Raw genomic sequence first — 25,414 nt, forward strand, 5'->3', positions numbered from 1 at the left:
TCTGTTGCAATGAAGATGAGAATCAAGGACGCCATTTTTGAAAATGGCTCTGTCACAACAAATGGTTGATTTTGACGAGAAATAGCGTATAATAATAGTAAGAAACAGTACCACCGAAGGAGGTAATTGGATATGCCTACTATCAAAGACGCATTAGATATTATCGGTAAGTTGACTGTCGCAGAGCAGGAAAGCCTTAAAACAATGCTTTTAAGTCCTGCCTTTGTAAAGTCTTTGAATATTGAAGATTTCGTAGCAAAGGAACGCTTTGCAAATGGTCGTGTATGCCCTCTTTGTGGCTGTATCCATGTGGTTCGCAATGGTCATCGTAAAGATGGCACACAGCGATATGTATGTAAGGATTGTGGCAAGTCCTTCGTGATTGCTACGAACTCCATTGTGTCTGGTACAAGAAAAGACTTGTCCGTGTGGGAGCAGTACATTGATTGTATGATGAATGGCTTATCCATTCGTAAGACTGCTGTTGCTTGTGGGATTCACAGAAACACCGCATTCCTTTGGAGACACAAGATTTTGGATGCACTTCAGAATATGGCAGACGATGTTACCCTTGACGGCATTATTGAGGCTGACGAAACTTTTTTCGCCATCTCGTACAAGGGCAATCATAGCAAGAGTAAGACATTTGCTATGCCACGCAAGGCTCATAAGCGTGGTCATTCTACACATATCAGAGGCTTGTCCCAAGAAAAGGTATGTGTTCCTTGTGCGGTTAATAGGAATGGCTTGTCTATCTCCAAGATTACGAATACTGGTAGAGTTTCTACAAGAGATTTACATCATATTTATGATGGTAGGACTAAGACCAATTCCACTCTTGTTACGGACAAGATGAACTCCTATGTGAGATTTACAAATGCCAATGGCATTGACCTTGTGCAGTTAAAGACTGGCAAAGCCAAGAAAGGCATTTATAATATCCAACATATCAATAGCTACCATAGCCAGCTAAAGAGGTTTATGCGTGGCTTTAACGGTGTTTCTACCAAGTATCTGAACAACTATCTTGTGTGGAATAACCTTGTAAATTACGCCAAAGAAAGCGACATGGAGAAAAGGAACATCTTCTTAACTTTCGTTTTGGCAACATTGAAAACTGCTAAATGCAGAGATTTATCAAACAGACCAGCAGTTCCTCTGGTCGCCTAATTAGAATTTGTGGAGATGATAAGATGGTCAATATAACAGATGTAAAACAGATTCTTCAATTTGCAATAGATGCGGAGATTAAAGTCTTTCTTGATGGTGGCTGGGGTGTAGATGCTCTTCTTGGATATCAGTCAAGAGCCCATAATGATATTGACATTTTTGTAGAAAAGAACGATTATCAGAACTTTATAGAAATAATGAAAGCTAATGGCTTTTATGAGATTAAGATGGAATATACAACATTGAACCATACTGTATGGGAAGATTTGAAAAACAGAATTATTGATTTGCATTGTTTTGAATATACGGACGAAGGTGAAATTCTTTATGATGGGGATTGTTTTCCGGTAGAAACTTTTTCGGGTAAAGGAAGAATTGAGGAAATAGAGGTTTCCTGTATTGAACCATATAGTCAAGTAATGTTCCATCTGGGATACGAGTTTGATGAAAATGATGCACATGATGTGAAGTTATTGTGTGAGACACTTCATATCGAAATTCCAAATGAGTATAGATAACTGCAAATAACAGTTTGTAGGGGAGTTCTGATACTCCCCTATAAAAATGGCTATTTATCAACTGTTTGTTGTGACATAGCCTTGAAAATATGCGTCGTGGGCGAGGAGCCCATGCATTCGCACCAGCGGCCGTTAATGAACGCGAGCGCGAACTTGCCCTGGTTGCCTCCAAGTGACCAACTTTCATCTAGACCCATCCACGATGCATCGCGGTCATCTCTGATCGACTTGAGGCGGAGAGCAATTTCGTGGTCGTCTATAGGGCGGTAATCGCCAGCGCGATGCAGGACGGCGTCGGCATCTTCTTCGGCATAAAACTGCACTCCGCCCGGACAGTCGAGTCCGATATGGCTGAGCAACGCAACGGGATTGTTGGGCCTAACGTCGAATTCGGCGGCAATCGCTTTTCGCTGGTCATCGCTGTCGGGTAGAAGGCCAAACAGGTACGGATTCATGACCTGTTGTCCGTATGTGCGATTCGATACGGGTATGTTGGTCGATAGGGCTGGCCCGTCATAGTCATGATCGTAGGTAAAGCTGATAAGACCGTTCTCATCTTGCGTGAGCGTTCCCGCAGGTACGCCGCAAATAATGGTCCGAAGTGATGTTCTGGCCATTGGCTATTTCCCTTCGGGCTTGGTTTGGTTAGATGCGTTTGCGGCAATCGAGACTCCGAGATTGGACATGACGAAATCGGCGAAGATCTCGTCGTAAAGTGCGGATGTAAAGGGGGCATCTGCAAGAGCCGGAATGGCGGTACTACGACTGTTGCGATGATGGGGACGTTGAGTGTGATGGCGCCTGGGAATGCTGCGAGGCAGCGGATTGGCATGCGGAGCGTCGACTGGTCGCTCATTTTTTGCTTCGCCGATATCCCCTTGAGCGGCGAGTGCCAGTCCAAGAGCATTGAAAATCGTCAGCAGCTTGTCGAGTCGAATGCCAGTGGCGTCTCCTAGCTCGAGCGATGCGAGCAGGCGCTCCGAAACACCGGCCTTTTTGGCGAGGGCGGCACGGGCGAGACCCTGAGCCTTGCGTGCCTGACGCACGTAGATGCCAGCTTGGCGCGGTGTGGTGATGGGAAGGGTATCCATGGCGATCTCCTAATGTGCAGACTTTTGCATATCAGTATGACATGCAAAAGTCTGCACGAAAAGGCATTATGCAAAACTCTGCATGAGACCTCTACATTGACGTTGAGCTTATGAGAGGCGTTTTTTATATTGCGAGAATCCCCAGATGCTCAAGCAAGATCTTAAGTCCGATGAGGATGAGCACGATGCCGCCCACGATGGTGGCAGGTTTTTCGTAGCGCGCGCCAAAGGTGTGGCCGATTGCTACGCCGGCGACGGAGAAGATAAACGTTGTGACGCCGATAAGCGATACAGCGGGAACGATGTCAACCGAGAGCGCGGCAAATGAGATGCCCACGGCTAGGGCGTCGATTGAGGTGGCGATGGCGAGGATCAGGTACTCGCCTAGGTCAATCTTTTCGGCATTCTTGCCGTCGCCTTCATCCTCGTCTTCGGTAAAGGCTTCCCACAGCATTTTGCCGCCGATGAAGGCCAAAAGGATAAAGGCGATCCAATGGTCGATGGGTCCGATGATGCCCATGAATTGACTGCCGAGCGCCCATCCGATTACGGGCATGCCGGCCTGAAAGCCGCCAAAGAACAGGCCGAGCACCACGGCGACTTTAAAGTTGATCTTCTTCATGCCGAGGCCCTTGCAGATGGAAACGGCAAAGGCGTCCATCGAAAGGCCAACGGCGAGCAACACGAGCTCTGCGAGTCCCATAGTCTGGCTCCCTCTCTGCGGGCGGGCCCGCGTGTACCTCTTGGGGGAGTAACAAAAAAGACCCGTGGCGTACGCGTTGCGCGCACAGCCACGAGTCTCGTTCATTAAGGCAAGCCAGGCCGCATCGGCCAGTGTGTTGACTTGCCGCGCCACCGGAGGCGAACCCGATCACGCGACTACTCCCTCATTTATGCGAATCCCGATGCTACCACATAAGCAGCTCATTTGGATTGGGGCTCTCAGCTGTGTTCGCTCATTCTGTAAGCATCGGATTTTGCGGGCGTCACAGAGGCAAACCGTGAGAAACTTATTGACGTTTATGGAGCGTATACGATGGGAGCGATGCCTTGGATAAGAACGAGCTGCAAAAGCGTATGGAACAGGCCATCCGCCTGACGGCACCTGGCCAGCCGATCCGCACCGCCCTCGACATGATCATTGCTGGTCACCTGGGCGCCCTTATCTGCGTCGGCGACACCGAAAACGTGCTCGCTGCCGGTAACGACGGCTTCCCGCTCAACATTTCGTTTACCTCGAACCGCCTGTTCGAGCTTTCCAAGATGGACGGCGCCATCGTCATCGATGGCGACCTCACCCAGATCCTGCGCGCCAACTTCCACCTCAATCCCGATCCCTCGCTCGCCACGAGTGAGACGGGCATGCGTCACCGCACCGCCGCCCGCATGTCGGTGCTCACGGATGCCATCGTGATCTCGGTCTCGGCCCGTCGTGCCGTCGTCAACGTGTACGTTCACGGCAAGAGCTACGAGATCCAGCCCGTCACCACCATCATGAGCTCGGTCAACCAGCTCGTCGCCACGCTCCAGACTACCCGTCAGTCGCTCGACCGCTCCCTGCTGCGCCTGACGGCCCTCGAGCTCGACGACTACGTTACGCTCGCCGACATCACCGGCATTTTCTCGAGTTTCGAGATCATGCAGCAGGCAAAGACTGAGCTTAAGGATTGCATCGTCAAGCTGGGCAACCAGGGCAAGCTCGTGCAGATGCAGCTCGAGCAGCTCGCGGGCTCCAGCATGGATACCGAATACGACCTGATGATCCGCGACTACGCAAGTGATTCTTCCGAGGCTAATGCCGAGAAGATTCGCGCCAACCTGAGCCGTATGACACCTAAGGACCTGTCCGACCCACAGCATGTGGCGGCGGTTCTGGGTTACGACGACCTGGACGAGGACTCCGTCATGACGCCGCTGGGCCTGCGCACGCTTTCGCGCGTGTCCGTCGTGCGCGACGGCGTGGCCGAGAAGATCGTCGACGAGTATGGCTCGTTGCAGGAGCTCATGGACGACATCAGCGAGGATCCGGAGCGCCTAGGCGACTTTGGCGTCAACAACCCTGCCATTCTTGCGGACTCGCTGTACCGCATGAAGGGCACCAAACAGGGGAACGCATAATGGCGCCCGTATGCGCCGTGGTCGTTGCCGGCGGCAGCGGCCAGCGCTTTGGAAATCCCGGCGGCAAGCAGCTCGTTAACGTGGCGGGCCGTCCGCTCATGAGCTGGTCTATCCGCGCGTTCGATCGGAGCGACAAGGTCGGCCACATCGTGGTGGTGTGTCCTGCCGAGCGCCGCGCCGAGATGCGCCGCCTGGCCATCGATCCGTTTGACTATGACACGCCCATCAGCTTCGCCGATGCCGGCGATACCCGTCAGGATTCCACCCGTGCCGGCATGCATGCGGTACCGACGGGTTTCGAATATGTCGCCATCCACGACGGCGCCCGTCCGCTTATCACGACCGAGGCCATCGATCATGCGATTGACGTGCTTGTGGGTGACCGCTCGCTCGACGGTGTCGTGTGCGGTCAGCCCGCGATCGATACGCTCAAGATCGTCGATGGCGACAACATCGTCGAGACGCCGCCGCGCGAGCTCTATTGGGCCGCGCAGACGCCGCAGATCTTTAGCGTCGACGCCATGAAGCGCGCCCATGCCGCGGCGATTGCCGAGGGCTTTATCGGCACGGACGATTCGTCACTGGTCGAGCGCATGGGTGGGCGCGTCCGCTGCGTCCAGAGCCCGCGCGATAACCTTAAGGTGACGGTACCCGAGGACCTGCGTCCCGTAACCGCGATTCTGCTTGGCCGCATGGCCGAGGGAGAGGACCTTCCCCATGTTCAGTAACCTGCGCATTGGCCATGGCTACGACGTTCACCGTCTGGTGGAGGGGCGTCGATGTATCATCGGCGGTGTCGACATTCCCTACGAGCGCGGCCTGCTGGGCCACTCGGATGCCGATGTGCTCGCGCACGCCTTGGCCGACGCCATTCTGGGCGCCTGCCGCGGGGGAGATATCGGCAAGCTATTCCCCGACACCGATCCCGCCTACGAGGGTGCCGATTCGATGGTGCTGCTCGCCCGCGTGATGGACTATGCGCGCGAGCTGGGCTTTGAGTTTGTTGATGCCGACTGCACCATTGCCTGTCAGCAGCCTAAGATCACCCCGCACCGCGATGCCATGCGCGCCAACCTTGCCCATGCCCTGGGCGTCGACGTGGAAAACGTGGGCGTCGCCGCCACCACGACCGAAAAGCTCGGTTGGGAAGGCCAAGGCGAGGGAATTGGCGCCTGGGCCGTCTGCCTGCTACAGAAAACCGTTAAGGAGTAACGAATGCGTATCTACAACAGCGCTACCCATAAAAAGGAAGAGTTTCAGCCCATCGAGTCCGGGAAGGTTCGCATGTACGTGTGCGGCCCCACGGTCTACGACAACATCCACATCGGCAATGCCCGCACGTTCATCAGCTTTGACGTGATTCGTCGCTGGCTCATCGCGAGCGGCTACGAGGTCACGTTCGCCCAGAACCTCACCGATGTCGATGACAAGATCATCAAACGCGCCAACGAGCAGGGCCGCACTGCCGCCGAGGTCGCGACGGAGTTCTCCGACAAGTTCATCGGCGTCATGCGCGCCGCCAACGTGCTCGATCCCGATGTGCGCCCCCGCGCCACCAAGGAGATCGGCCCCATGATCGCTATGATCAAGACGCTCATCGAGCAGGGCCACGCTTACGCAGCCGATAACGGCGACGTGTACTTTGCCGTGCGCAGCGATCCCAACTATGGTCAGGTCTCGGGCCGCAACATCGATGACCTTATGGTTGGCGCGCGCATCGAGGAGAACGAGGACAAGAACGATCCGCTCGACTTTGCCCTGTGGAAGGCCGCCAAGCCCGGCGAGCCCAGCTGGCCGAGCCCCTGGGGCGAGGGCCGTCCCGGTTGGCACACCGAGTGCGCCGCCATGGTGCACCGCTACCTGGGCACCCCGATCGACATTCATGGCGGCGGCTCCGACCTTGCCTTCCCGCATCACGAGAACGAGTGCGCCCAGGCCACCTGCGCCTGGCACCAGGGCTTCTCCAACACCTGGATGCACACGGGCATGCTGCTGGTAGACGGCGAGAAGATGTCCAAGTCGCTCGGCAACTTCTTTACGCTGGCCGAGGTGCTCGAGCAGCACTCCGCTGCCGCCCTGCGCCTGCTGATGCTGCAGACGAGCTATCGCTCGCCGCTCGACTTTTCTTGGGAGCGCCTAGAGGGTGCCGAGAACTCGCTCACGCGTATCGCCGGTACGGTCGAGAACCTGCGCTGGGCCGCGAACCATGCGACGACCGATGCCGATGAGGCAGCATCCGAGGCGTTTGCCGCCAAGGCCGCTGAGACTCGTGCCGCCTTTAAGGAGTGCATGGACGACGACTTTAACACCGCCGGTGCCATGGGTGCCGTCTTTGGCTTTGTGACCGAGTGCAACCAGTACCTGGAGCAGGCGGGCGACGCTGCCGACAAGGCCGCCGCGCTTGCCGCCGCCGACACGCTGGCCGAGCTGCTCGATACGTTTGGCGTTGAGCTTCCCGAGCCCAAGGTCGAGCTGCCGTTGGGCCTGCTAGGCGTTGCCGCCGGCCTGGTCGCCTACACGGGCGACGACGTGGACGAGGCCGCTGCCAAGATTCTCGAGGCCCGCGCCGAGGCCCGCGCCGCCAAGAACTGGGATCTGGCCGACGCCATCCGCGACCAGCTCAAGGACTTGGGCCTCACCATCGAGGATACGGCCGCCGGCACCCGTATCAAATCCATCTAATCCCCGCGGGTTTCCCAAGCACCCGACCTTGCCGTTCAAACCGTCGCTCGCGTACTCAAGTACGCGTCTCTCCTCTTTCACGGCAATCTCGGGCACTTGGAAAACCCGTACCGACCGCTTGGGCTATTCGTCTTAAGCGGTCGCTTCTTTTGTCTTGTTTGAAATTTTTTTAAAGGAGGCTGCTTTATGGCCGACAATCGTAAGCGTGCGCTGCGTGGCGGCAAACAGGCCGCTTCTGGCTCGCGTCCGATTCGCCGCAACGACCGCGCTGCCGCTCCCAAGGGCCGGCGCGAGCGCTCCCAAGCCCAGGCTGCGCGTCCGCAGCGAGATCGCAACCGCGACGCTGTCCAGGCTCCCAAGGGCGAGTTTATCGAAGGTCGCCGTGCTGCCGCCGAGGCGCTGCGTACCGGTTTTCCCATCAAGTGTGCGCTCATCGCCGAGGGCGGGGAGCGCGATGCCGCCTTGTCGCGCCTGGTCGACGACCTCAACGCCGCGGGTGTCCGCATGAAGTATGTGCCGCGCGCGCAGCTCGACGCACTGTCGAGCCATGGCGCTCACCAGGGCATTGCGCTCGAGGTTGGTAACTTCCCCTATGCCGATGTTGCCGATATCCTCGACCGTGCGGGCGACGGTCCGGCGCTCGTCGTCGTGCTCGACCATGTGACCGACGATGGCAACTTTGGTGCGATCGTGCGCTCTGCCGAGGTCGTGGGCGCGGCCGGCGCCGTCATTGCCAATAAGCGTGCCGCCGGCGTGACCGTGGGCAGCTACAAGACTTCAGCCGGCGCCGTCATGCATCTGCCTATCGCACAGGTTCCCAATATCGCCCGTGCGCTCGACGACCTCAAGGCCGCCGGCTTTTGGGTGGGCGGTGCCTCCGAGCACGCCGAGGGCAGTTGCTGGGATGCTCCCTTCGAGGGTCGCGTGGCGCTCGTCATGGGCTCCGAGGGCGACGGCATCTCGCGCCTGGTGCTCGAGAAATGCGACTTTTTGACCAAGCTTCCCCAGCGCGGCATGACCGAGAGTCTCAATGTGGCCCAGGCGACCACCGCGCTGTGCTTTGAGTGGCTGCGCCGCAATGCCGGCGAGCTCATGGGGGAGGAGTAGCCCATGTCCAAGAAGAACCGTGCCAAGTCCAAGGCCAAGCGCTTTGGCGAGGGCTCGGCCAAGCCGATTGTTTCGGCCGCGACCTATGGCGTGGGCGGCAATGCGTTTGCGCAGGCCATCGCCGATCCGGTCTCGACGGTGCACTCCAATAAGCCCGAGCTGCTGGTGGTCGACGGCTACAACGTGATTCACTGCACGCCGCGCTACGAAAAGCTCGTCTACGACCATTCCGACGATCCGTATTCCAGCGACGTCCACGATATGGCACGCACCGCGCTCATCAACGATGTTGCGGCGTTTGCCCAGGGCCGCTACGAGGCCGTGATCGTGTTCGACGGCGCGGGCAATATCTCCAACGAGCGCCCCAACCTGCCGGCCCGTGGCGTGCGTATCGAGTTTTCGCCGACGGGCGTCTCCGCCGATACCGTGGTGCAGAAGCTTTGCATCGAGGCGCGCGAGGAAGGCCGCGCGTGTTCCGTGGTGTCGAGCGACGGCACGATCCAGGCCGTCGTCATGGGCAAGGGCGTCACGCGCATCTCGAGCCGCATGCTGGTGGACGAGATCAAGCAGATCGATAACGACGTTCACGAGGCAGAGGAAGCTCCGCAGATCAAGATGACTCTGGGCAGTCGCCTGAGCCCCGAGGCGCTGGCCAAGCTCAAGGCCCTGCGCGGACGGTAGGGGAGTTGCGGCAGAGAGCCGTTTCCTAGATTGGTCTACCCGCTGATTTGTAATCAGTGGGTTGCGGGTTTGCAGCTGTCAAAACGAATAGGTTTATGTTTTGACGAACAGATAAAACTGTTCGTTCTGACGAACGGTTTTTGAGATGTGGTCGGTCGAAGGGCCTGTTGCGCCCCGTCCTCAATTCCTTTATCCTAAACAGGCTTCGCGCGAAAGCGCCAAGTGTGCCAGTGTGGCGCAACGGTAGCGCAACTGATTTGTAATCAGTGGGTTGCGGGTTCGATTCCTGTCACTGGCTCCATGAGAGTTTCGGGCTCTGTCTCTATATGGGACAGAGCCCGTTTCTATTTAGGTGGTGCGCCATCGGGTTAGCGCCCATCCCGTTTTTGGTTTGTCTCGTCCTCCAGTTTGTCTAAATCTGTAACACCAAGACCGATATTCGGCATCTAACTGTTACAGATTGAGATGAAACTTAGGGTGTTTTAGGAATATCTTGATCTGTAACATCTAGAAGCGGAATAGGCCTCTTGCTGTTACAGATCGAGACAAGGGCGAGCGCGGATCTGGATGTCCTGCTCGAGCGTGGATTTCTGGATACGCGAGCGAAGAAAATCTCCCGACCGGAGAACGAGCGTGGATAATTAACTTGGATAGGGAGCTAAGGTAAACACCGATTGTCTATCGACGGCTTTAGAAACAACGACCCCGATTTCATTGTGGAATCGGGGTCGTTTGTGCCTCAGGAATCCGAATGGATTAATCGAGCTCCTAAGGGACTTCTTGGGTTCTTGCTAATGGTCTGCCGAGGATGTCCCCAATGCAAACAGCGGGCATTTACTCAATATAGTTGGGGTTCTTCTTGATGATCACGCGTGCAGCGATGAACGAGACGACGATGGCGATGACGGCGACAACGCACGCCAGTACGAAGTTGCCCATGGATCCATCGGGAGCGATAAAAATCAGCGCCGAAAGAAGGCCGGGGCATGCTCCCGCAACATACTCCTTCAGGACGAAGATACCTGCGGGGAGTCCCGCGCAGAGGGCGCCGATTGCCGTGCCGACAAGCAGGCGGGGACGCTCGATGAGACAGCCGTAGAACGCGGGCTCAGTTACGCCGCAGAGTGCGGTGACGGCAACCGTGGTGACCATACCCCTCTTCTCCTTGTTGCCTTTCATTGCAGTTGCCAAGGCGAGACTCGTGCCGCCAATGCAGAGGTTTGAGATGAAGCCAAAGATGATGGGCGCCCAGCCGAGCTGCGCCAAGCTCGTAACTTCGATTGCGATGTAGGCCTTATCAAGACCGAGCATGACAAAATAGGGGTTAAGGGCTGCAAGGATTGGAGTAGCGATAAATGCCACGTTATCCATGAGCCACGTGACGGCATCACTCAGCGCGTAGCCCATCATGCTGCCGGCGGGGCCGAGGATAATCAGCTCAACAGGCACGACGATAAACATGGTGAGTAGCGGCTTCAAGAACAGTTTGGTAACGTCCGGGATGATTTTCTGAAGACCGCGATCAACAAAGTACATGAACACAACGCCCAGTACGATTGGCACCACCGTGCTCGAGTAGTCATTCGTCGGGATGGGGATGCCAAGAAAGTCGAGACCCTCAGCACCGCTAATAGACGAGCTAATCATGATTGCGCCCAGCAGCGCGCCCATGATAGGCTGCATCTTCATGACAGCGGCGAGCTGGTAGCCTAGGTAAACGGGCAGGAAGCTAAATGAGGCGCTGAAGATCGCCAGCAGAACCTGAGCAGTTCCGCTATCGGTGCTCAATCCACAATAATTGACCAGGAGATTCTTAATCGAAAGAATGAGTCCGCCTACGATGAGCGCCGGGACGATGGGCATGAATACCTGTGCGGAGACATTTCCGAATTTCTCAACCAGGCTCATGGCAGTGTTGCCGCTTTTGATACCCTCTGCAAGATCCTTGGCGGTTTGGGCATCGTCGGCAACCGCGCCGCCGCCGACTTCGATTCCCGCGAAGTCGAGGAAGTCGTTGTAAGCCTCGGTGACGTTGGGGCCGATGATCACCTGAAGCTGGCCACCGCTGACTACTGCCCCGAGCGCCTGATCGGCCGATTTGGCGAGCTGGAGATCGATGATCGAGGTGTCTCGTGCGTCGATGCGAAGGCGCGTCGCACAATGAGTTACCGATGTAATGTTCTCTTTGCCGCCAACAGCCTTTAGGACTGTTTCGGACATTGCCTGATATTTCATCTCTTTCTCCTAGCCTTCCTGCTCCTGATATTTCGAGATAAGGTCTCGGTACCAATACCAGCTCTTTTTGGGGGTGCGCTCTAAATTGTTCTCGAAGTCGATATGGACAAGTCCGTATCGTTTTTCGTAGCCGTTGATCCAGCTATACAGATCCATCGTCGACCAGAGGTAGTAGCCCTCAACGCGCGCGCCGTCGCGCTTAGCCCTCATCATGTGCTCGATGAACTGGCCCAGAAGCTCGATGCGGTCATCATCGTGGATCATTCCGTCTGCGTCTGGTTGCTCATAGGCGCCATGTCCGTTTTCCGTAATAAAGATGCGGGGCGCGTCATAGCGCTCGTGGACATCCATGATGGTTGAATACATGCAACTTGGGAGTATTTCGCGGCCCCATTTATTGCGGGGAACATTGCTGTCGCGGGCGCTTTCAAACAAGGGCGCAATGCATTTTCCTTCGACTTTTTTGCTCGAACCGCCCTTATTGTTCGCCGAAACGGCAAGCTCTCCACCGTGCCAGTCGGTTACATACTCTCGGCAATACACGTTGAGTCCAATAAAATCGACTTTACCGTCTCTGAATTCTTCTACGTCATTTGGGGATCGATAGAGCGAGACGCCAAGTTTTTCAAGGATTTCGTCCATTTCTGGCGGCAGTTGACCCTGAAGCGCTGGTGCCAGAATCATGCGATTGGCGAAAAAGTCTGCGTATCGAAATACGTCATCAGGGTGCTCGGTTGCCGGGTCGAGTTCGACAACGCCGCCATCGTGGACGGCGCCGATGATGCCGTCGTAGCCCATTTGACGATATGCTCGGACTGCGAGTGCGCTTGCGCGCATCAGGTTGTATTGAAACTGCATGTACGACTGAACGTCGAGCGATCGATTGGGGGGATAGTTGCCCAACATGTTTACGCAGTAGCTGTAGAAATGCGGCTCGTTAACGGTAGCCCAGATTTTGACGCGGTCTCCAAAGCGCTCAAAGCAAATCTTGGCGTATTTGCAGAACCACTCTGCCATGTCGTTGTTCAGCCATCCGCCTTTGCAAGCAAGCGTGAATGGCAGATCGTAATGGAACAGCGTAACGTTGGGCTCTATGCCATTTTCGAGGCAGCAATCAATGACTCGATTATAAAAATCGATACCCTCTTCATTCACTTCGCCGATACCCGTGGGGATGATTCGACTCCATGAAAGAGAGAAGCGATAGGTGTTTTGTCCGCCTTCTTTCATCATGCGGATATCTTCTTCATAGCGATGGTAGAAGTCGCAAGATACATCACCGTCAACATGGTTGATGTTCTTATTGCTTGTGTGGTTAAAGAAATCCCACTCGCCGAGGCCTTTGCCGTCTTCGTTCCAGGCACCCTCGCACTGATAAGACGCCGTGGCGGAACCCCAGAGAAACGGCATGTTGTTCACGTTGCCCATGAATCCCCTTTCCATCATTCAACACGGTGGATACGTGTGACGGAATTACGATTAAGATGACGTCAACTGATTTGAATCATAGGAGAACGACCAAAGCTGTTTGATTCAATAAATGAACCATAATATCGAGGAGAGCGGAAAGAGGGATCACGTGAATATCAATGACTTCGATGTGCTCAATCGCATTAGCTCAATCATCAACAGCGAGTTTGGGTCAAACGATGCCGCCATCGCTCGATATCTCATCGCTCACATTAGGCGTTCGAGCGAAATCAATGTTGCCGCAATAACCCGCGATGCATTCGTGACCCGTTCCGCTGTTCGTCGTTTCTGCAATCGATTGGGCTACCAGTCTCTTAGCGATTTGAAAGAATCATTTACTCAATCAGTCTTTCCAAGCGACTTAAGCCATCGAGAGGAGGAATTTGGCTACGAGGAGTACAGGGCAGAGCTCGACGTTCGCATGATCGAGATGTTCGCTGAGGTTGAAAGCGGCGTGTCCGATATCGCTATTAAGCACCTTGCCGACGAAATTGATGGCCATAAAAACGTTGAAATCTGGTGCACCAATAATGTGAGCGCCAATCTCGTACGATTTCAGCAGGAAATGTTTTATGCGGGCAAGATAGTTCGCATAGTTGCTGGGGCTAACGTCGCGGAATTGAAAAACATGGGAGACGTTTCGCAGTCATTGATAATTCTCGTATCGGTCTCCGGGCTATTTGCGTCACAGGCACGTGAGTATCTTGATTGCCGTTCGGGCAGGAAGATTCTAATTACTGCGTTTAGCAACGATGACAAATCGAGGTCTTTTGACCGTGTATATCGTCTTGGTAATGCGGGAAACGGAATTGACCGACTCGGCGTTTATTCGAAATATGCCATGACTTATTTCTTCGACTTGCTATCGTCGTGTTACTTGAGTCGCTACCCCTGCACCAAGGGGGAGCCGCTCTATGGGTCTACTTTGGCCTGGCCCGAGTAGTTCGGCTCTATAGTTCTCCCGCCTGGAGAATGAGCGTGGATAATCTTCCACTTTGGGCCCAGTGGCACGCCAAAAGGGGGAGATTGTCCACGCTCGATTTCAAACGGGAGAATATCCACGCTCGAATTTGCCAAGGAAGCCCGATCTCAACCTATATATAGGTACAAATGAGTTGTTATCGAAGGGATGTTCTGCAGGCTCACTCCACCGTGCCAAAGTGTTCCCTCGGGAAATGTCACCAGCGCGGCCAAATCCACTGTCCATCATATCTAAACTCAACAAAACCGCAGGTCAAAGGTATATAGATACGCCCGGGACCGTGTATCTAGAGGTTTTCGTTGACAGCCCCCAAGGTTGCATCGTATTATCTTTTTCGTTCGCGGGGGCGGCGGTCCAAAAGACCAAAGAACCTGCGGATACTTGAACGATTGGGAGTTTGCCCGAGTGGTTAATGGGGACGGGCTGTAAACCCGTTGGCTCTGCCTACATAGGTTCGAATCCTATAGCTCCCACCCGTCAAGTGCCTGTATAGCTCAGTCGGTAGAGCACTTCGTTGGTAACGAAGAGGTCACCAGTTCAAGTCTGGTTGCAGGCTCCATCCGGCGGTGTAGCTCAGTTGGTTAGAGCACACGGTTCATACCCGTGGCGTCACTGGTTCGAATCCAGTCACCGCTACCATAGGTAACACGGTGGCTTCTCAATAGTATGTTGAGAGGCCACTATGGTATAAAGGCAAAGTCCCGTCCGGGGACGACCTGTTTAGAGGAGGGCTTTATGGCCAAAGAGAAGTTTGAGCGCACTAAGCCGCATGTTAACATCGGCACCATTGGTCACGTCGACCACGGCAAGACCACGCTGACCGCTGCCATCACCAAGGTTCTCTCCGAGACCGAGGGCTGCAAGGCTGACTTCACTGCGTTCGAGAACATCGACAAGGCTCCCGAGGAGCGCGAGCGCGGCATTACGATCTCCGTCTCCCACGTCGAGTACGAGACCGCTTCCCGTCACTACGCTCACGTTGACTGCCCGGGCCACGCTGACTACGTCAAGAACATGATCTCCGGTGCTGCTCAGATGGACGGCGCTATCCTGGTCATCGCCGCTACCGACGGCCCCATGGCTCAGACCCGCGAGCACATCCTGCTCGCCCGTCAGGTCGGCGTTCCCTACATCGTCGTCTTCCTGAACAAGTGCGACATGGTCGACGATGACGAGCTCATCGACCTCGTCGAGATGGAGACCCGTGAGCTCCTCTCCGAGTACGATTTCCCCGGCGACGACATCCCCGTCATCCGTGGTTCCGCTCTGGGCGCTCTCGAGGGCGACGCCAAGTGGATGGACGCCATTCGCGAGCTCATGAACGCTGTCGACGAGTACATCCCGACGCCTGCTCGTAACAACGACCTCCCGTTCCTGATGGCCGTTGAGGACGTTATGACCATCTCCGGCCGTGGTACCGTTGCTACCGGCCGTGTCGAGCGCGGTGAGCTCAAGCTCAACGAGCCCGTCGAGATCGTCGGCATCAAGGATACCCAGAACACCGTTGTTACCGGTATCGAGATGTTCCGTAAGTCCATGGACTTCTGTGAGGCTGGCGACAACGTCGGTCTGCTACTCCGTGGCATCAAGCGTGAGGACATCGAGCGCGGCCAGGTTCTCTGCAAGCCCGGTTCGGTTACCCCGCACACCAAGTTCACCGGCGAGATCTACGTTCTGACCAAGGAGGAGGGCGGCCGTCACACCCCGTTCTTCGATGGTTATCGTCCTCAGTTCTACTTCCGTACCACCGACGTTACCGGTACGGTCAAGCTCCCCGAGGGCACCGAGATGGCTATGCCTGGTGACCACATCACCATCGAGGGCGACCTCATCCACCCGATCGCCATGGAGGAGGGCCTGCGCTTCGCTATCCGCGAGGGTGGCCACACCGTCGGTTCGGGCATCGTCTCCACGATCATTGAGTAAATTAGCTCTTTGATATAGCTGACTTAGAGAACCCGGCACTTATGTGGGTGCCGGGTTCTTTTCTGCAATGGATATTGAGCCGTTGCTGGTGTCGAGAGGATCGATAATGGTTCTGGGTACACCGTCGATTAGATCTCGCTGGCCCCATTGATGTGTTCCAAATATGAATGGATCCACCGAGAACCAATTGATTCGAGGTTTTCATTGACAGCACTTACATAGAGCTGATAAAGTACCATCTCGTGCCCGTACGGGGCGGATATGAAAGGTTCAGGATACATGCGTACTCTAGTTACTCTTGCGTGCACTGAGTGCAAGCGCCGCAACTATACGACCACTAAGAACAAGGCGAACATGCCTGATCGTATGGAGATCAAGAAGTATTGCCCCTGGTGCCGTCACCATACGCTGCACAAAGAGACTCGCTAGTCTCTAGTCACATACGCCAGTAGTTCAATTGGTAGAGCATCGGTCTCCAAAACCGAGTGTTGAGGGTTCGAGTCCTTCCTGGCGTGCCAGTCATTATTCCGTAAGCTCCCAATTGGGGGCTTACGGTTTACTCATGTATAAGCGCATTGCGCGGAGGTAACCCAAATGGCCAACAAGAAGAACAAGAAGAAGGCTCAGCAGCCGGCACCTGCCAACAACGCTGCCGCCAACTCCAAGGTTGAGGCCAAGAAGGCCGTTGCCAAGAAGAACGAGAAGGCTGCGAAGTCCAAGAAGAACGAGAAGCCTGGTTTCTTCGCCCGCACCAGGAAGTATTTCGCTTCGGTGAAGTCCGAGATGAAGCGCGTCACGTGGCCCGATAAGAAGGAACTCGTGAACTACTCGGTCGTCGTTTGCGCTTCTCTGATCGTCGTCGGCGTCGTCATCGCTCTGCTCGATGCTGGCTTTGGCGAGGCTCTTGCTCTGTTCTCTGGATTGAGGGGCTAAACCATGTCTAAGCGTTGGTACGTCGTTCACACTTACTCTGGATACGAGAACCGCGTTAAGTCCGATCTCGAGCATCGCATCGAGACTATGGGCATGCAGGACCGTATCTTTGATATCGAGATTCCTATGGAGCGCGTCACCGAAATTAAAGAGGGTGGTAAGCGCGAGACCAAGGATTCCAAGATCTTCCCGGGCTACGTCCTGGTTCGCATGGAGATGGATGACGATGCATGGACGTGTGTTCGCAACACGCCCGGCGTCACCGGTTTCCTGGGCGGCAACGGCAAGCCCGCTCCGCTTTCCCGCGACGAGTACAATAAGATGACTCGTCGTCCCGGTAAGGGTGATTCGCCCAAGCGTACGTCGGTTGATATTCAGGTCGGCACGTCCGTCCGCGTCACCGATGGCCCGCTTACCGACTTTGATGGCAAGGTCTCCGAGGTTAATACCGAGGCAGGCAAGCTCAAGGTCACGCTGATGATCTTTGGCCGCGAGACGCCGGTCGAGCTCGACTTTAACCAGGTCGCTGTCATCGCTTAAGTTTGCGTCCGTTCGCGCGAGCGTGCTTCTTCTGTGACTGCTCATCTCAGGAGTGCTTCTAACACGTGCGTGCTTACGATATAGCAAGTACTTCACACTCGTGATTCGAAAGGAATGACCATGGCTGAGAAGAAGGTTGCCAACGTCATTAAGCTCCAGATTCCTGCTGGTGCAGCTAACCCCGCTCCTCCCGTCGGCCCCGCCCTGGGCGCTGCTGGCGTGAACATCATGCAGTTCTGCCAGGCCTTTAACGCCGAGACGCAGGACAAGAAGGGCGACATCATCCCCGTTGAGATCTCTGTCTACGAGGATAAGTCCTTCTCCTTCATCACCAAGACCCCGCCGGCGGCTCACCTCATCAAGAAGGAGCTGAACCTCAAGTCTGGTTCCGCTAAGCCCCAGGCCGACAAGGTCGGTCAGCTCTCCCAGGAGCAGCTCACCAAGATCGCCGAGATCAAGATGCCGGACCTCAATGCCAACGACATTGACGCCGCCAAGAAGATCATCGCCGGTACCGCCCGCTCCATGGGCGTCACCATCGCTGGGTAGCGATTTCTTTAGGTAATGGCGGGTGCTCCGACCGGGGCGCCCGTTATATGTGTGCAATAGGGCACACGATACGATGTGGGAGGGCTCACGCCCGTTTAACCACAGGAGGTAATGCACATGGCTAAGCATGGTAAGAGCTATAACGCCGCTGCCGAGAAGATCGATCGCGCCACGCTCTACACCCCCCTTCAGGCTGCCAAGCTCATTAAGGAGCTCGACACCGCCAAGTTCGACGAGACCGTCGAGGCCCACTTCCGTCTGGGCATCGATACTCGTAAGGCTGACCAGAACATCCGTGGTTCCATCTCCCTGCCCCACGGCACCGGCAAGACCGTTCGTGTTGCCGTCTTCGCCGAGGGCGAGAAGGCCCGCGAGGCCGAGGCTGCCGGCGCCGACATCATCGGTTCCGACGAGCTCGTCGCCCAGATCCAGAAGGGCGAGATCAACTTCGACGCCGCTATCGCTACGCCGAACATGATGGCCAAGGTTGGCCGCATCGGTAAGATCCTTGGTCCCCGTGGCCTCATGCCGAACCCCAAGCTCGGCACCGTGACCATGGACGTCGCCAAGATGGTCTCCGAGCTCAAGGCTGGCCGCGTTGAGTACCGCGCCGACCGCTACGGCATCTGCCACGTGCCCCTGGGCAAGAAGTCCTTCACCGAGCAGCAGCTCGTCGAGAACTACGCTGCCCTGTACACCGAGATCCTGCGCGTCAAGCCCTCTTCTGCTAAGGGCAAGTACGTCAAGTCCATCTCCGTGTCTTCCACCATGGGCCCTGGCGTCAAGGTCGATCCCGCTATCCAGCGCGACTTCCTGGCTGAGTAACTAACAGTTACTGCCTGAGCAAAGCAAGCATTGCTAAAGAGACCCGGTTCTGCCTCGTGCAGGACCGGGTCTCTTGCTTTTGAGTCAACGAAACCACCACGAAGGGGACAGGCACCCTTGTGGTGGTTTTACTTGTGTTGTACTTTAGCGCGATGTAGTACTACCCGAGGCCGAAGGGAGCCCAACATGTTTAAGAACACGCAACAGCTCCTAGGCCTAGCGCTACTAGATTGGATAGCGCGCTAGGGTTGTAATCTCGCTATAACGATTTGTTGTACCCGGGTGCGCTATCGTCTGCCGCTTTCAGGCGTGATGAGCGACACGGGTATTTTTCTATCTCTAGGCCTTCTCTCTCTCCTGAAAGCCATCTGTCATAAAACGGTCAATCAGGAGGAACATATAAGCCGCAAAATCACAATCTTTGACGCCACCCTGTGCGACGGTGAGCAGTCGCCGGGCGCCAGCATGAATACCGAGGAAAAGCTCTTCATCGCCCGCCAGCTGGTGCGCATGAACGTGGACGTTATCGAGGCGGGCTTTCCCATCTCGAGTCCTGGTGACTTTCGCTCCGTACAGGAGATTGGCAAGATTGCGGGCGACCGATGCACGGTATGCGGCCTGACGCGCGCTGTCGACAGGGATATCGAAGTGGCTGCAGAGGCGCTCAAAACGGCCCAGAGGCCCCGTATCCATACAGGGCTGGGTGTGAGCACCAGTCACCTGCGCGACAAGCTCCAAATGACTGAGGAAAGGGCAATTGAGTGAGCGATCCATGCCGTCAAACATGCTCGCAAGTTCGTTGACGATGTTGAGTTTTATGCCGAGGATGCCGGCCGCTCCGATCAGGAGTTTCTGGTGCGCATTATCGAGGCGGCCGTAAAGGCCGGTGCCACGGTCGTGAACATCCCCGATACGATGGGCTACAACATGCCGTGGGACTTTGGCGCCCGCATCCGTGACCTGCGCGGGCGCTGCGGGTGCGGCCGGTCAGCGTGCGGTCGACGTGATGGAGTATCGCGAGTACGAGATTGAGCGCATTGCGCGCCAGGCATTTGAGGCGGCGCGCAAACGTCGCGGCAAGGTGACGAGCGTTGATAAGCGCAACGTGCTGGAGACGAGCCGCGTGTGGCGCGAGATCGTGCATCGCGTGCAAGACGAGGAGTACTCCGACGTGGAGCTTGAGGACCTGCTCGTCGACAACGCCGCCATGCAGCTCATCAGTCGACCGGCAGACTTTGACGTCGTGGTGACGGAGAATATGCTCGGCGACATCCTGTCCGATGAGGCGGCTCAGATTACCGGATCGCTCGGTATGCTTGCCTCTGCCTCGCTGGATGATGGCGTATCGCTGTTTGGGCCGAGCGCTGGCAGCGCTCCTGACATCGCGGGGCTCGGCGTGGCCAATCCGCTGGCTCAAATCTTGTCGGTGGCGATGCTGCTGACCTACGCGCTCGACATGGGCGAGCAAGCCGCGTGGATCGAGAGCGCCGTGGCGCGCGTGCTCGACGAGGGCTGGCGCACCCGTGACATCGCCGATGTCAACACCCCGGCAGATAAGATCCTCGGCACCACGACGATGGGCGACAAGGTCGTCGCCGCGCTGTAGGCGATGCCGATTCAAGCTGTCAAATATCTCAATCTGTAACATCTAAGGGGCAAAATCGTTCCTACCTGTTACAGATTGAGATTTTCGGCTGAGCATCCGTGGTCTGTCTCGATCTGTAACAGCTAACCGATTATTTGGGCCCTACCTGTTACAGATTGAGACAAACCGTTGGGACAGGTCGGACGAGTCAGCAAAACCACCACAAAGGTGCCGGTCCCCTTCGTGGTGGTTTTTAGCGCAACGAGGTGTTCCCAGCCGACCATACGGGCGGCCTTGCGCTCACGCTGCTCGATGACAGCGCATCTTTAGACGCGAAGTGCGGAACCGGGTGCATATACGAGCCGCGTAGCGTTACGAATTCATGGGAATGACCGTATCGCCAATTTGTACGCTTGCAATCTTGTCTGTGTCACAAACTTGCGAGAACGGCCAGGTCTTGTGGACATCAGTGGTGCCGTTATCCAGTTTATTTGCGAAATAGCCGCTGTGGCTGGTTGCGTCCTCAACATGACCGTCTTTGAACGTCACGATGAGGGGTATGTTGCCAACGGCATCCATAGACTCCTCCATGTTTTGAGACATCTTGCCGCTGTTGTTGTCGTGTTCGATGGAACGATCTATGTTGTAGCGGACTGAAACGCCAACGCAGGATACGGTGGCCTCTTGAATCGTCGCCTTGGTGCCGTTAAAGTTGACCGATTTGGGCGCGGGAATCGTAACGGATGTATCTTCGTAATTCAGCTGGAACTTAAGATCCCATGGGCCCGTAAGTATTTTCTTATACTCGGGAAGCTCTTTGCCAGCACGTGGCACAACGAGAGAGTTGATATGCGTGCGGACGGTCCTGCCCATAAGGCCGGGTGATTCAACGCTGAACTGTGCAAAGTATTGAATGCTGGAGTCATTGGGGTTCTTGTCAATGAGCCATGATTGGCCTTGGCCGCCATGCTCGCCATCAACGTATACGTTTCCATCGACACTTCCGGCGATAGTTCCGTTCTCGCCCGGCTCGGAAAGCTTTTTCAGGGCAGCGGGATCGTCGAACGTAAGCGTATAGGCGATGGTAACCATATCCTTGTCGCCCATGATGGCGTCGGCGGTCACGGTGACTCCGTTGTTGGAGCAGCTAGCACCGACGGGCCGGCCAATACGGTCGATGATCTCGGTTTGAGAAGCAGGTCCGTCAAAGATGTCGGAAAGCATGTCAGAAGGAAGCGGCAGGACGCCTGTTGCCATAGCCGTGCCAGCGCCTCCAATGACGATAGCGAGGACTGCCGTTACAGCGGCAATGCGAGCGACTGTTCTTACGGGATGGCGGGCGATGCGCGGCTTGCGTCGCGTGCCATTAAAGTTGCTTTGAGCGGTCGCCGCATCGCTTGAGGCGACGGACTGAGCAATCGAGTTTGCCATGTGCTGCTTCGCATTATCGGTAAACGAAATGTGCTCCAGGGCGTGGCGATAGTCATTCGAATTCGTAGTCATTGTGGTCTCCTTTCAAGGAAAGCCGAAGTGACGCACGTCCGCGGCTAAGGTGCTGGGCGGTTGCAGCTGGCGTCGCGTGAACGGCGTCTGCGATTTCCCTGATGCTCATGCCTGCGTAGTAGTGCAAAAAGATGGCGATGCGCTGTGCTTGAGGCAGGGCCGTGACAGCGGAAAGAATGGCGCAGTCGCGTTGCGCGAATTCTTGCTCGGTATGTGTTACGGGTGCGCAGAAATCGGGGAGCGAATCGAGGTCGACAACCGGGTGATTCGCGTGCGTACGGCCGATATCGCGACATGCGTTCAGTGCGACTCGGATCACCCAAGCACGTTCGTGTTCGAGCGAGTCGAACGGTTGAGTGCGTTGGAGAATCTTGATCAGCGTGTCCTGGCAGATGTCTTGAGCGTCGTCAGCGGATCCAAGGGCCGAATAGCACAATCGAAGGATGAGGTCGGAATACGTGTCGACCAAGCGCTTTGCTTCCCGCTCGATCTGATCGGCATCGCATCGGAGCGTGCTATTGCGGTTACGGCGTGCAGGCATAGTGTCACCTCCAATTGGTCGTGGTGGATATAGGGAAGGCGTCTCGCGAGGTCCCTCTACATACAACACGGTCGAGACTGCATAAGTTGACAAAAAAAGACGGCACGTGAGCGCCGTCCTTACAAAACAATGAGTGTTCTCGTTAATTACACAAGCACCGTGATGGACAGGTCGGACGAGTCAGCAAAACCACCATAAAGGTGCCTATCCCCTTCGTGGTGGTTGTTGGCAGTTACCAGGGGGTTCTGGCGGTTGAAGACTCGATTGCTTCGTGGCGTTTGAGCTCGCGGCGCATGGTTTGCGAGTTGAGCCAAGCGGCCTTCCAACCGCGCGTGGGGTAGCGCGCCTCGTCAATTTCGATCTTGGTATAGCCGCAGGCGTTGACAATCTTCGTTCCGCATGGGTGTTGGCGCTCGCGTTGAAAGTTGGGGCCGTAGCTTTGGTGCACATGCCCGTGAATCATATAGTCGGGACCCCAAGACTCAAGAGCCGCATTAAAGCACTCGAATCCTCGATGCGGCAGATCATCCAGATCGCCCACGCCGGCGGCGGGTGCATGGGTCAGCAGAATGTCGCAGCCGCCGACCATCCTCACTTTGCGGGACAGCTTGCGCACACGCTTGGCCATCTCGCGCTCGGTATACATGTTGGCACCGTCTCGGTAGCGCATGGAGCCGCCAAGCCCCGCAATGCGGATGCCGCGATACACGTACACGGTGTCTTCGACACAAATGCAGCCGCCCGGTGCATGACGCGCATAGCGGTCATCGTGATTGCCACGCACGTAGATGAGCGGTTTGTTGATGACCGTGACCAAAAACTCAAGATAATCCGGGTCCAGATCTCCTGCGGATAAAATCAAATCGATACCCTCAAAGCGCTCCTTGCGAAAGCACTCCCATAGGCATCGTTCTTCGGTATCGGCTATGGCAAGGATTTTCATAGGGCGCGGACCTTCGGCTCATCGTCGAGTTGCGGAATGGTGCCCACCACGTTGTCGGCCAGCCAGTCCATCTCGACGATTTGCGTGCTCGGCAGCGGGGGAAAGCCCTCGATCTGCACCACGCCGTCTTGGCTATGGAGCTCGCCGCCAAATGGATTGATGGAGCCCTCGACGATGCCATTGCGGAGCAGCTGAACAAGCTTACGCGTCTGATAGGGCAGGCCCGGAGCGTAGCGAATGTCGATGACGCCCGAGCTCATACCATACCAGTAGTTGACGGCACGAACCTGGCTGTCGTCACTGGTCTCATCCCAGGTGCCGTGCAGCAGACTTCGCACGATAAGCTCGTAGTATCGGCCCCAGTTCCATACCGGCATGGCGATGCCGGTGACCTTGCCATCGACCAGGCGGTGGAGTCCGTAGGCCGTGGGGTCTTCGAGCGACTTTGACATGTCAGCGCCGGTCATGACGCTCACGCCCTCGCGGCACATGGCCTCGGAAAGGCCTCCGGCGGGCACATCGCCCCAGGTCAGGATAATTTGCGCGCGGGGGTCGAGCAGCGAGGCGCCGATGGCAAAGGCGTTGATCTCGCTAAGCGCGCCCGACGCAAAGACCGACGCGTGGTAGCCAATGCGATGGTTGTCCGCCATGCTGGCCGCAAGGGCGCCCAGCAGAAACTTTGCCTCGTACATCTTTCCAAAATACGAGCGCACGCTTTGGTGGGGAAGGCCGATGGAGCAGTTGAGGAACCGAACCTGGGGATACTCAACGGCCGCTCTGAGCGTGTATTCCATCAGGCGATGCGAGGTCGAGAAGATGACGTTGTCTCCGTGTTTGACAGCCGTTTCCACGGCGGCGTAGAACACGTCCGGATCGTGGCGGTCCTCAAACGCCTCGGTGCGCACGATACCGCCAAAGTGCTCATCGAGATACTGGCGCCCTTGATCGTGCAGGCTGTCCCAGCTCGACGTCGAACAGGGGAACTCATGGATAAAGGCGATGCGTAGGGGGTTGGCCGCCGAGTAGACGGTCTTGCCCATAAAGAAGTTGAGCACGCCGGAGGTGGGCTTGGCGGGCGCCTCTTCCTCATCGACGCTCGGCGCTTCGACAAGATCGACCTTGTCCTCGTCATTTTTGCCGGCAATGACCAGCTCGCGCCAAATCTTGCACAGGCGGTTTACGACGATGTCCGTCGGCGTATCCAGTAGACGGTCTTGGTTGTACACGTTGAGGTAGACGAGCATGGCGTCGGCGGGCGTAATGTCCAGATGGTCGCCGCCGGCGCGCAGGTAGGCGCGTTTAAAGAGTAGGAAGGTATGGCGCAGGTAGTCGACCTTTTTCTGTGGCCACTTTTCGACAAGGTCCTGGCCGAGCATCTTGGCGAGCGTCTCATAGCTTCCCTCGCGCGAGAACTCGATCTCGTATAGGGGGCAGACGCGCCAAAACGCGCAGAACTCGCCGTACAGGCGACTTTCGACGGAATCCCATGTGCCGGGGTAGAGACGGGTGACCTTGGCCGAAACCGTCGGGGCGTCCAGGAATTTGAGGACGCTGACGCGCTTGTTGCCCTCCTGGACGTAGAACCGATGCATGAACTCGGTGACGATGATGGGGTCGCGATAGCCCTCGGTCACCTGGATGTCATAGAGGTTGGACCACTTGCGGGCGAACTCGGTGCTAAATGGCAACAGGGGCATAAAGTTGCACGAAAAGGCAGACTGACGGCCCTTGGTAACCGTGCCGACGACCATTTCGAGCGGAATGTCCCTTAGGCCGACGCTCTCTCGCTGACCTAAGGGGAGCTGGGCAACGAGGCTATCGAGGTCCGTAAGGTACGGGTGCTCGCTTTGGCTGATGGCGCGACGGCGTCCCTGCTCGCCGCGCTTGCGTGCTTGACGATAGGCCTCTTCCATGGTGTCTACTCCCTTAGTCGTTTAAACAACTATATAAACCATAGTACCATCGTCTCGTCCTTCCGCGGGTAGCTAATTTGCCCAGATAAAACCTGCCAAAAT

25 protein-coding genes, 5 tRNA genes and 1 pseudogene are annotated in these 25,414 nt (G+C 56.2%); 22 read left to right on the forward strand and 9 right to left on the reverse strand.

Going from position 1 to position 25,414, the window contains the following annotated elements; translation table 11 throughout:
• Nucleotides 1-132: 132 nt before the first annotated feature.
• Nucleotides 133-1,170, forward strand: a complete 1,038-nt coding sequence (locus tag DW850_RS02300) for an IS1595-like element ISSag10 family transposase (RefSeq protein ID WP_117786125.1) — start codon at nt 133-135, stop codon at nt 1,168-1,170.
• A gap of 23 nt (nt 1,171-1,193) precedes the next feature.
• Nucleotides 1,194-1,688 (forward strand): lincosamide nucleotidyltransferase Lnu(C), encoded by a 495-nt coding sequence (gene lnu(C) / locus DW850_RS02305; RefSeq protein ID WP_019543803.1) that lies wholly within the window; start codon nt 1,194-1,196, stop codon nt 1,686-1,688.
• A gap of 50 nt (nt 1,689-1,738) precedes the next feature.
• Here the strand turns inward: lnu(C) and DW850_RS02310 are convergent, their stop codons facing one another.
• The 3 genes from DW850_RS02310 to DW850_RS02320 form a co-directional block, all read right to left on the reverse strand.
• Nucleotides 1,739-2,305: a HipA N-terminal domain-containing protein gene (locus DW850_RS02310; RefSeq protein ID WP_233540591.1), complete on the reverse strand. Its 567-nt coding sequence runs from the start codon at nt 2,303-2,305 to the stop codon at nt 1,739-1,741.
• Between the two features lie 3 nt (nt 2,306-2,308).
• A complete protein-coding gene (locus tag DW850_RS02315) occupies nt 2,309-2,779 on the reverse strand; it encodes a helix-turn-helix domain-containing protein (RefSeq protein ID WP_117736535.1) in 471 nt (156 codons plus the stop codon).
• Nucleotides 2,780-2,903: 124 nt separating this feature from the next.
• Complete coding sequence (locus tag DW850_RS02320) at nt 2,904-3,482, reverse strand: manganese efflux pump MntP family protein (RefSeq protein ID WP_117736536.1); 579 nt, start codon at nt 3,480-3,482, stop codon at nt 2,904-2,906.
• A gap of 374 nt (nt 3,483-3,856) precedes the next feature.
• Here DW850_RS02320 and disA point away from each other — a divergent pair, with 374 nt between their 5' ends.
• From disA to DW850_RS02355, 7 genes are all read left to right on the forward strand, one after another.
• Nucleotides 3,857-4,897 carry a DNA integrity scanning diadenylate cyclase DisA gene (disA, locus tag DW850_RS02325; protein WP_369831362.1) on the forward strand — a complete coding sequence of 347 codons (1,041 nt, stop codon included), beginning with the start codon at nt 3,857-3,859 and terminating at the stop codon, nt 4,895-4,897.
• Entirely contained in the window at nt 4,897-5,625 is a 729-nt protein-coding gene (gene ispD, locus DW850_RS02330) for a 2-C-methyl-D-erythritol 4-phosphate cytidylyltransferase (protein WP_117786126.1), read from the forward strand. The genes disA and ispD overlap by 1 nt, the downstream gene beginning before the upstream one ends.
• On the forward strand, nt 5,615-6,109 hold the full coding sequence (gene ispF / locus DW850_RS02335) for a 2-C-methyl-D-erythritol 2,4-cyclodiphosphate synthase (RefSeq protein ID WP_006234975.1): 495 nt from the start codon (nt 5,615-5,617) through the stop codon (nt 6,107-6,109). The genes ispD and ispF overlap by 11 nt, the downstream gene beginning before the upstream one ends.
• Before the next feature lie 3 nt (nt 6,110-6,112).
• Nucleotides 6,113-7,579 (forward strand): cysteine--tRNA ligase, encoded by a 1,467-nt coding sequence (gene cysS / locus DW850_RS02340; RefSeq protein WP_117786127.1) that lies wholly within the window; start codon nt 6,113-6,115, stop codon nt 7,577-7,579.
• 186 nt (nt 7,580-7,765) lie between these two features.
• Nucleotides 7,766-8,686, forward strand: coding sequence for a 23S rRNA (guanosine(2251)-2'-O)-methyltransferase RlmB (gene rlmB, locus DW850_RS02345; RefSeq protein ID WP_117786128.1), 921 nt, complete (start codon nt 7,766-7,768; stop codon nt 8,684-8,686).
• Nucleotides 8,687-8,689: 3 nt separating this feature from the next.
• Nucleotides 8,690-9,367: an NYN domain-containing protein gene (locus DW850_RS02350; RefSeq protein WP_117786129.1), complete on the forward strand. Its 678-nt coding sequence runs from the start codon at nt 8,690-8,692 to the stop codon at nt 9,365-9,367.
• A 226-nt stretch (nt 9,368-9,593) separates the two neighbouring features.
• A tRNA-Thr gene (locus DW850_RS02355) sits at nt 9,594-9,668 on the forward strand.
• A 533-nt stretch (nt 9,669-10,201) separates the two neighbouring features.
• Here DW850_RS02355 and DW850_RS02360 read toward each other — a convergent pair.
• Together DW850_RS02360 and DW850_RS02365 are read right to left on the reverse strand one after the other, a co-directional pair.
• Entirely contained in the window at nt 10,202-11,602 is a 1,401-nt protein-coding gene (locus DW850_RS02360) for a PTS transporter subunit EIIC (protein ID WP_117765110.1), read from the reverse strand.
• Between the two features lie 9 nt (nt 11,603-11,611).
• A complete protein-coding gene (locus DW850_RS02365) occupies nt 11,612-13,030 on the reverse strand; it encodes a glycoside hydrolase family 1 protein (RefSeq protein WP_117765108.1) in 1,419 nt (472 codons plus the stop codon).
• Between the two features lie 151 nt (nt 13,031-13,181).
• Between DW850_RS02365 and DW850_RS02370 the strand changes: the two genes are divergently transcribed.
• From DW850_RS02370 to DW850_RS02430, 13 genes and pseudogenes are all read left to right on the forward strand, one after another.
• Nucleotides 13,182-14,015: a MurR/RpiR family transcriptional regulator gene (locus DW850_RS02370; protein WP_158550121.1), complete on the forward strand. Its 834-nt coding sequence runs from the start codon at nt 13,182-13,184 to the stop codon at nt 14,013-14,015.
• 430 nt (nt 14,016-14,445) lie between these two features.
• Nucleotides 14,446-14,527, forward strand: a tRNA-Tyr gene (locus tag DW850_RS02375).
• A 10-nt stretch (nt 14,528-14,537) separates the two neighbouring features.
• Nucleotides 14,538-14,613: transfer RNA gene (locus DW850_RS02380), tRNA-Thr, on the forward strand.
• Nucleotides 14,614-14,616: 3 nt separating this feature from the next.
• A tRNA-Met gene (locus DW850_RS02385) sits at nt 14,617-14,693 on the forward strand.
• Nucleotides 14,694-14,789: 96 nt separating this feature from the next.
• Nucleotides 14,790-15,980 (forward strand): elongation factor Tu, encoded by a 1,191-nt coding sequence (gene tuf, locus DW850_RS02390; RefSeq protein WP_089572520.1) that lies wholly within the window; start codon nt 14,790-14,792, stop codon nt 15,978-15,980.
• A 279-nt stretch (nt 15,981-16,259) separates the two neighbouring features.
• Nucleotides 16,260-16,409 carry a 50S ribosomal protein L33 gene (gene rpmG, locus DW850_RS02395; protein WP_102372646.1) on the forward strand — a complete coding sequence of 50 codons (150 nt, stop codon included), beginning with the start codon at nt 16,260-16,262 and terminating at the stop codon, nt 16,407-16,409.
• A 13-nt stretch (nt 16,410-16,422) separates the two neighbouring features.
• Nucleotides 16,423-16,498, forward strand: a tRNA-Trp gene (locus DW850_RS02400).
• Between the two features lie 76 nt (nt 16,499-16,574).
• Complete coding sequence (gene secE / locus DW850_RS02405; protein WP_117786131.1) at nt 16,575-16,913, forward strand: preprotein translocase subunit SecE; 339 nt, start codon at nt 16,575-16,577, stop codon at nt 16,911-16,913.
• Nucleotides 16,914-16,916: 3 nt separating this feature from the next.
• Nucleotides 16,917-17,453: a transcription termination/antitermination protein NusG gene (gene nusG, locus DW850_RS02410; RefSeq protein ID WP_006234984.1), complete on the forward strand. Its 537-nt coding sequence runs from the start codon at nt 16,917-16,919 to the stop codon at nt 17,451-17,453.
• 120 nt (nt 17,454-17,573) lie between these two features.
• Nucleotides 17,574-18,002 (forward strand): 50S ribosomal protein L11, encoded by a 429-nt coding sequence (rplK, locus tag DW850_RS02415; RefSeq protein WP_117786132.1) that lies wholly within the window; start codon nt 17,574-17,576, stop codon nt 18,000-18,002.
• 117 nt (nt 18,003-18,119) lie between these two features.
• Nucleotides 18,120-18,827, forward strand: coding sequence for a 50S ribosomal protein L1 (gene rplA, locus DW850_RS02420; protein ID WP_117736544.1), 708 nt, complete (start codon nt 18,120-18,122; stop codon nt 18,825-18,827).
• Between the two features lie 465 nt (nt 18,828-19,292).
• Nucleotides 19,293-19,859: pseudogene (locus tag DW850_RS02425) on the forward strand (hypothetical protein).
• Nucleotides 19,768-20,433, forward strand: a complete 666-nt coding sequence (locus DW850_RS02430; protein WP_233540592.1) for an isocitrate/isopropylmalate family dehydrogenase — start codon at nt 19,768-19,770, stop codon at nt 20,431-20,433. The pseudogene DW850_RS02425 and the gene DW850_RS02430 overlap by 92 nt, the downstream one beginning before the upstream one ends.
• A gap of 351 nt (nt 20,434-20,784) precedes the next feature.
• Here the strand turns inward: DW850_RS02430 and DW850_RS02435 are convergent, their stop codons facing one another.
• From DW850_RS02435 to DW850_RS02450, 4 genes are all read right to left on the reverse strand, one after another.
• Nucleotides 20,785-21,915 (reverse strand): DUF4179 domain-containing protein, encoded by a 1,131-nt coding sequence (locus DW850_RS02435; RefSeq protein ID WP_117635373.1) that lies wholly within the window; start codon nt 21,913-21,915, stop codon nt 20,785-20,787.
• On the reverse strand, nt 21,896-22,456 hold the full coding sequence (locus tag DW850_RS02440) for an RNA polymerase sigma factor (RefSeq protein WP_117583099.1): 561 nt from the start codon (nt 22,454-22,456) through the stop codon (nt 21,896-21,898). The genes DW850_RS02435 and DW850_RS02440 overlap by 20 nt, the downstream gene beginning before the upstream one ends.
• 232 nt (nt 22,457-22,688) lie before the next feature.
• Nucleotides 22,689-23,399, reverse strand: a complete 711-nt coding sequence (locus DW850_RS02445; protein WP_117786134.1) for a metallophosphoesterase — start codon at nt 23,397-23,399, stop codon at nt 22,689-22,691.
• Nucleotides 23,396-25,312: a BMP family ABC transporter substrate-binding protein gene (locus tag DW850_RS02450; protein WP_117786135.1), complete on the reverse strand. Its 1,917-nt coding sequence runs from the start codon at nt 25,310-25,312 to the stop codon at nt 23,396-23,398. The genes DW850_RS02445 and DW850_RS02450 overlap by 4 nt, the downstream gene beginning before the upstream one ends.
• Between the last annotated feature and the right edge of the window lie 102 nt (nt 25,313-25,414).

This window comes from Collinsella sp. AM36-4AA, from assembly GCF_003467795.1.
Classification (GTDB): Bacteria; Actinomycetota; Coriobacteriia; order Coriobacteriales; family Coriobacteriaceae; genus Collinsella.